This is a genomic window from uncultured Sutterella sp. (assembly GCF_937923675.1).
In the GTDB taxonomy this organism is placed as follows: domain Bacteria; phylum Pseudomonadota; class Gammaproteobacteria; order Burkholderiales; family Burkholderiaceae_F; genus Sutterella.
On the sequence record NZ_CALDXB010000069.1, the window covers coordinates 1 to 5,303 of the forward strand.

A 5,303-nucleotide genomic window follows, 5' to 3' on the forward strand; every position below is an offset into this window, starting at 1 on the left:
CGCTTACGACAGCCGAACTCGCTGACTTCATCGCCGCTCGTATCGCCGCAAAGGAAACGGCCGTTTCGATCGGCAAGAAGCTGGGCATTTCCAAGCCGCAAATGACACGCTACGCAGCCTGGGCTGAGATGCCGGAGAGTATTCGTGAACTTGTTCGTTTGCAGAAAGTTCCTTCGATCAAGATCGCCTATGAGCTCTATCGCAAGTGGAAAGAAACACCGGAGGCCGTTGAGGCTGCGATTTCGGAGGCGGCGGATGACTTTGAGTGGACGATGGCAGCGGTCAAGAGGATCGGCAGCGCACCGGAGGCCGAGGTGGTCGACATCGAGGCGGAAGAGCGTTTTGAGGCGGGACAAGAGCCGGATGGCGGAGAGACTCCTGAAGAGCCGCAAGTCGTCGAGACCAAGGACACGGAAGTGCAATGGGACGTCGGTGCGGACGAAGACGATGAACCGGTAGCTTCAGAGGGATCAACCGATTTCGAGGAAGAGGGCGGCGTAGCAGAAGTGTCCTTTGAAGAAGCGGCCGTTGAAACGACCGACGCACGCTCGGCGAATACACGCCTCCCCCGCGTTGTGGTTTCGATTGATGGACGAGAAGCGGCTTTGATCCTCAAACACACGGCCGACGGTTTCGCGACGGTGAAGTTTCTTGATGGAGGCGATGTCGAGGTCGTTGACGTGGAGGTTGAGCGCGTGCGTTTGCTGAGGGTGGACGATGGACAAGACGAATGACAGCGCCGTGCTTTCCCTTCGGCTTCAGGGGGCTGCCTTGGCGGAACTGACCGAACGTGCGCAATACGTGGGAAAGACGCGCTCTCGATTTGCGCGGGAGCTCATCATGAAGGCGTTGGCGGTTCCCGCCCCAGCGAGAACGATCTTTCGGACGGTGGACGCGGAGGAACTGACGAAGCCATACGCGCTCAAGCTACTGCTCAAAGAAAGCGAGAACGCCGCTCTCACGCGCATTTCGACCGCTCAAGGCATGAGTCGCCAGCAGCTTGTGATCGGTCTCATTCGAATGGCAGCTGCGTCGGAAGCACAGTTCACCAAAGACGAAACGCAGACGCTCTATGCGGCGACCTGGGAGCTGCGCAAGATCGGCGTGAACATCAATCAGATTGCCCGACGCTTGAACGAGGAAGCCAAGGCCGGCCGACTGCATGGAACGGAAGCAGCGCAGTTTCTCAAGCTTTCAACGGCACTGACGAACCGCATGGAGCATGTTGTCGGTAAGGTGGGCGACCTTATCAAAGCAAGCCGTGCTCGGTGCAAGCTCGTTGAAGTTGCAAGGGAGAACCAATCATGAAAAGAGAAGCATTGCTTGCGCTTGCCGCCGGCTTTCGAGAATCCAATCCGAAGCTTGCCGAGCATGGATTCGTGACGATCTACAAAGGGACGGTGACCGGGTTGAAACGGACGCTGAATCGCCCAGGGACGGAGGTTCCGGGAGCCTACGCAGTGGGAGCGGACGCGAGCATTTTCCGCGCTTGCGGTGGGGATGAGGAGCACGGAGCGCATGCGTTTCTTCTTGCTACCGGTGAATGCTTGCACGCGGACGATGAAAGCTCAGAATGCTCGCAAGCATGCAGCGAATGCTCGGAGCATCGCTCGAATGATTGTGGAGCATCAATTCAAGCCAACGGCCTTGACAATGCAAGCAGCCGCTAGGCATACTTCGAACCAAGTCCTCCGTGAAAGCGACGGAGGCCGGGCCTGAGAAACCCGAAATCACAGGCACTTGAGTGCCGCGTGTTTTGCGGCATTTTTGTTTGCTTTCGACGAGCTCCCCAATTTTGGGGACTTCGATAACTGCGAACACTTGGGTGCAGTCTCCACTTATGGGAGAGGCGCGCGGTTCCGCTTCGGCGGGGCCGTCCCTGTGAACGGTTTTCTCAACCCGCGTTGCCTCGCCCACCCGCCTGAGAAACGGGCACGAGGTTCATCATTCACAGGAGACTGCCATGCTTAAAGTGGTTAACCAAGGCACGCATGTGCCGGTTGTTGACGTTGTCGATGGCGTTGCTACGGTCGAATCGACAAATATCGCAGAAGTTTTTGAGAAGCGACACGATCACGTCCTACGCGATATAGAAAACATTCTGATTTCGCTACCGAGCGAGCGACGCGATAACTTCATTGAAATTCAGCTCGATCGCATCAATAACTTCGGTGCGACAGTTCAGTCTAAGGCCTATCGCCTTACACGCGACGGTTTCACGTTTCTTGTCATGGGCTACACCGGCGAGAAAGCCGCAAGATTCAAGTGGGCCTACATCGACGAATTCAACCGGCAGCAGACTCTTCTTGAAAGCAAGGCCCTACCTCCGACGCAATCTGAGCGAACTATGTTCGCGGGAGGTTCGCTTGCTGAAAACGTGCTACGAGGGCTCTCCGGCCAAATGGATGCGGAGACCGTGGGCGACAAGCTCGTGACCATCGGCACGGTGCTGCAGGTTGTCGGTACCATTCAAAAGGTGCCCGCGTCGGGACCGCAGCTGCAGGCTGCACTCTACGCGTTTCAGCAGGCGCTTGAGGAATCTTGTGATGCTGATGAGTTGGAAAAGCAGCGCCGCCGCAGCCTCAAGGCGCGCAATGCAGCCAGGGCACGTTGGGATCGTATTCGCCAGGGAGGTGCCGAATGATGAGAGCTGAAATCACCAACCTTCCGATGTTCGACGAGTACGCCTTCATCGAGCAGCATGGCCGTGAACTCACGAGCGACGAGCTCGAAGTGCTTTCGGAGCGAATCGACAACCTGGATCGACATATCATCGCCTTCAACGACGCTACGATCAACATGCTGCATCGCGCCATTTCTGACCAGGCCTTCGAAGAGGGCAGCGTCGTGGCGGCCAATCTCCTTGAACTGCTCGCGGGCATGCAGCGGTACGTGTACCGAGCTCGCGAAGCGCTCGCAGAATGCACGACGGACGAGACGCCGTCGGAGTTGGAGTTCTCCTTTTTAAGCGACACGTGAGCTCCCTGAAAAGTTTCCTCGGGAAACTTTTTGATGGTCCTCAGAGGGGTGAGGGTGGTTGTGGTGGCTAGGGCAGGATCGCGAACTTGGGGCGAAACGTATACACGTTCGCCCAAGTTCGCCACAACCACCGCCGTAGGCGGTCGAGCCTTTCGGGCTCGGGGTTCAGGAGTCTCTGTTCTTTGCTCGGTAAAATTGCATACCGGGTTCACTAATCAGCATGGACTGCTCAATGTTTTCGACTTATTCAAGCCGCGTTGCCGAACTTCTTCAAAAGATTGAATCCGGTGAGATTGCGCTTCCAGATCTGCAGCGCCCGTTTGTTTGGGAAGATGCGAAGGTTCGCAATTTGCTCGATTCGATGAACAAGGGATTTCCTGTTGGCTACGCCATGCTCTGGGATTTTCCCGACGATTACGATGCCCAACCTCGATCTTCTGCCATTGCCAAGTCCGGCACTCGATCTGTCCGAAGTCTTCTGATTGACGGACAACAGCGTCTAACGGCGTTGTTATCGGCTATGGACGGCATCGTCGTCAAAGACAAGGATTACAGGGACCGTCGTATTCGTATTAGCTTCAACCCACTTGCCAAAGCTGATGATGGGAAGCAGATCGGTCAGTTTGAAGTGTGGACCAGCGCTACGGAAAAGGATCCGGAGTGGGTGAGTGATATTACCGAAGTCTATAAACTTGCGGCGGAAAATCCGACGACCGGCGTCTTTATGTTCTGCCAGGCATACTATTCGGCCGTGAATGCCTCGCATGAAAAGAAGGGACTAGCGTTGCTGACAACGGAAGAGCAGGCAGTCGTCTACAACAACATCAACAAGCTCTTGGGCTTGCGTAACTATAACCTGCCGGTCGTATCGATTGACCGAACGGCCTCAGAGGAAGACGTTGCAGAAATCTTTGTTCGAGTGAATTCTGGCGGTCAGAAGTTACTGGAGAAAAACTTCATCGAAACGTTGCTTGCTGTCTACGACAATGACATTCACTGGAAGATTTCGCAATTCTGTGAATCGGCTCGAGTGCCGAAGGATAAGTCGGCGTACAACCATATTATCAAACCGGAACCCTCACATCTGATTCGCGCTGCAGTTGCGCTCGGATTCGATCGCGCGCGTCTGAAGTACGCTTACATGCTTATGCGCGGTCGCGATTTGACGACAGGCAAGACGACAAAGAAGACGCAAGAAGAGAATTTGACAAAATTTCGTGATGCCATGGAAAAGGTTACGAACCTGAACAACTGGCACGAATTCCTCAATCTCTTCCCGGCTGCCGGTTACATCAATGAATCGCTGATCTCTTCCGACAACGCGGTCATTTACAGCTACGCGCTCTACCTTCTTGGCAAGTATAAGTTTGGCATTTCAGCCAACAAGTTACGCCACGCGCTCACTCGGTACATTTTCACTGTGACGGTCAATGCTACTTACAGCGGTTCATCCGAAACCATGTTCGAGGGACAGCTTGCCGAACTCAAAAATTGCAGCACGCCAGAAGACTTCCTCGCATACATTGACGGATTTATTGCGACGCGCCTCACGGAAAGCTACTTTGATGTTACCCTGCCGGATGAGCTTAAGACTTCGTCAACGCAGGCTCCGACATGGTGTGCCTTCGTCGCCTCGCAGATCGTACTTGGTGCTCAGGTTTGGCTCGGCACGAGCACGGTTGCGACGTTGCTGGCGGTCGGTTCCTCTGGTTCGAAGCGTGCCTACGACAAGCACCACATCTTCCCGAAAAACTATCTTAATTCGATTGGCATCGATAAGAAGGTCGACCGCAATCAGGTCGCGAACTTTGTATTCATTGATTATCAGTCAAACATCGAAATTTCGGATAGAGCGCCGGCCGAATATTTGCTCGAGTACCGCAATCGGCTCGGCGAGAAAGCGTTTGTTGAATCTTGCGAAATGAATGCAATTCCATCAGCCATCGAAAACATGACTTATGAGGACTTTCTGAAAGCTCGACGCGTTCTGATGGCGCAGATGATCAAAGCGGCATATTTGAAGCTTGCTGGGAAAGCTGAGTTGTGAAACTAACCTGTCGCAGGTAGTAACGAAGCAAGCGCTCCTAGGATGACGGAGATTCAGTGGCAAAAGCTCTATCTCTAAACGAATCAGAGATAGAGCTCAGCGCTTGTCGGTGCGGGGGTTAATCAGTCAACAGATGCCTCTTTATCTAACTGATGGATTTCGAGCTTAGGTAGGGCCTTTACGATCTTCATCGTTTCCAGGCTGACCGTGATGACCTTCAGGAAGAGGTCCAACGGGTAGCGTTCGCTGCCCATCTCGGCCGCGTAGTCGTTGAAGT

At 54.3% G+C, this 5,303-nt stretch carries 6 protein-coding genes; all 6 read left to right on the top strand.

All coding sequences use genetic code 11. The features are described 5' to 3' along the window. On the top strand, nucleotides 1-734 hold a 734-nt coding region (locus Q0106_RS07845), incomplete at its 5' end, for a transcriptional repressor KorB C-terminal beta-barrel domain-containing protein (RefSeq protein ID WP_297611221.1). Then, nucleotides 718-1,308 carry a plasmid mobilization relaxosome protein MobC gene (gene mobC / locus Q0106_RS07850; RefSeq protein WP_005430283.1) on the top strand — a complete coding sequence of 197 codons (591 nt, stop codon included), beginning with the start codon at nucleotides 718-720 and terminating at the stop codon, nucleotides 1,306-1,308. The genes Q0106_RS07845 and mobC, both read left to right, overlap by 17 nt. Then, complete coding sequence (locus tag Q0106_RS07855) at nucleotides 1,305-1,670, top strand: hypothetical protein (protein ID WP_297611224.1); 366 nt, start codon at nucleotides 1,305-1,307, stop codon at nucleotides 1,668-1,670. Before mobC ends, Q0106_RS07855 begins: the two co-directional genes overlap by 4 nt. 293 nt (nucleotides 1,671-1,963) lie before the next feature. Further along, entirely contained in the window at nucleotides 1,964-2,644 is a 681-nt protein-coding gene (locus tag Q0106_RS07860; RefSeq protein ID WP_297611227.1) for a Rha family transcriptional regulator, read from the top strand. Beyond that, nucleotides 2,641-2,979: a hypothetical protein gene (locus tag Q0106_RS07865; protein WP_297611229.1), complete on the top strand. Its 339-nt coding sequence runs from the start codon at nucleotides 2,641-2,643 to the stop codon at nucleotides 2,977-2,979. Before Q0106_RS07860 ends, Q0106_RS07865 begins: the two co-directional genes overlap by 4 nt. 232 nt (nucleotides 2,980-3,211) lie before the next feature. Beyond that, a complete protein-coding gene (locus Q0106_RS07870) occupies nucleotides 3,212-5,026 on the top strand; it encodes a DUF262 domain-containing protein (protein WP_297611231.1) in 1,815 nt (604 codons plus the stop codon). Nucleotides 5,027-5,303: the final 277 nt, after the last annotated feature.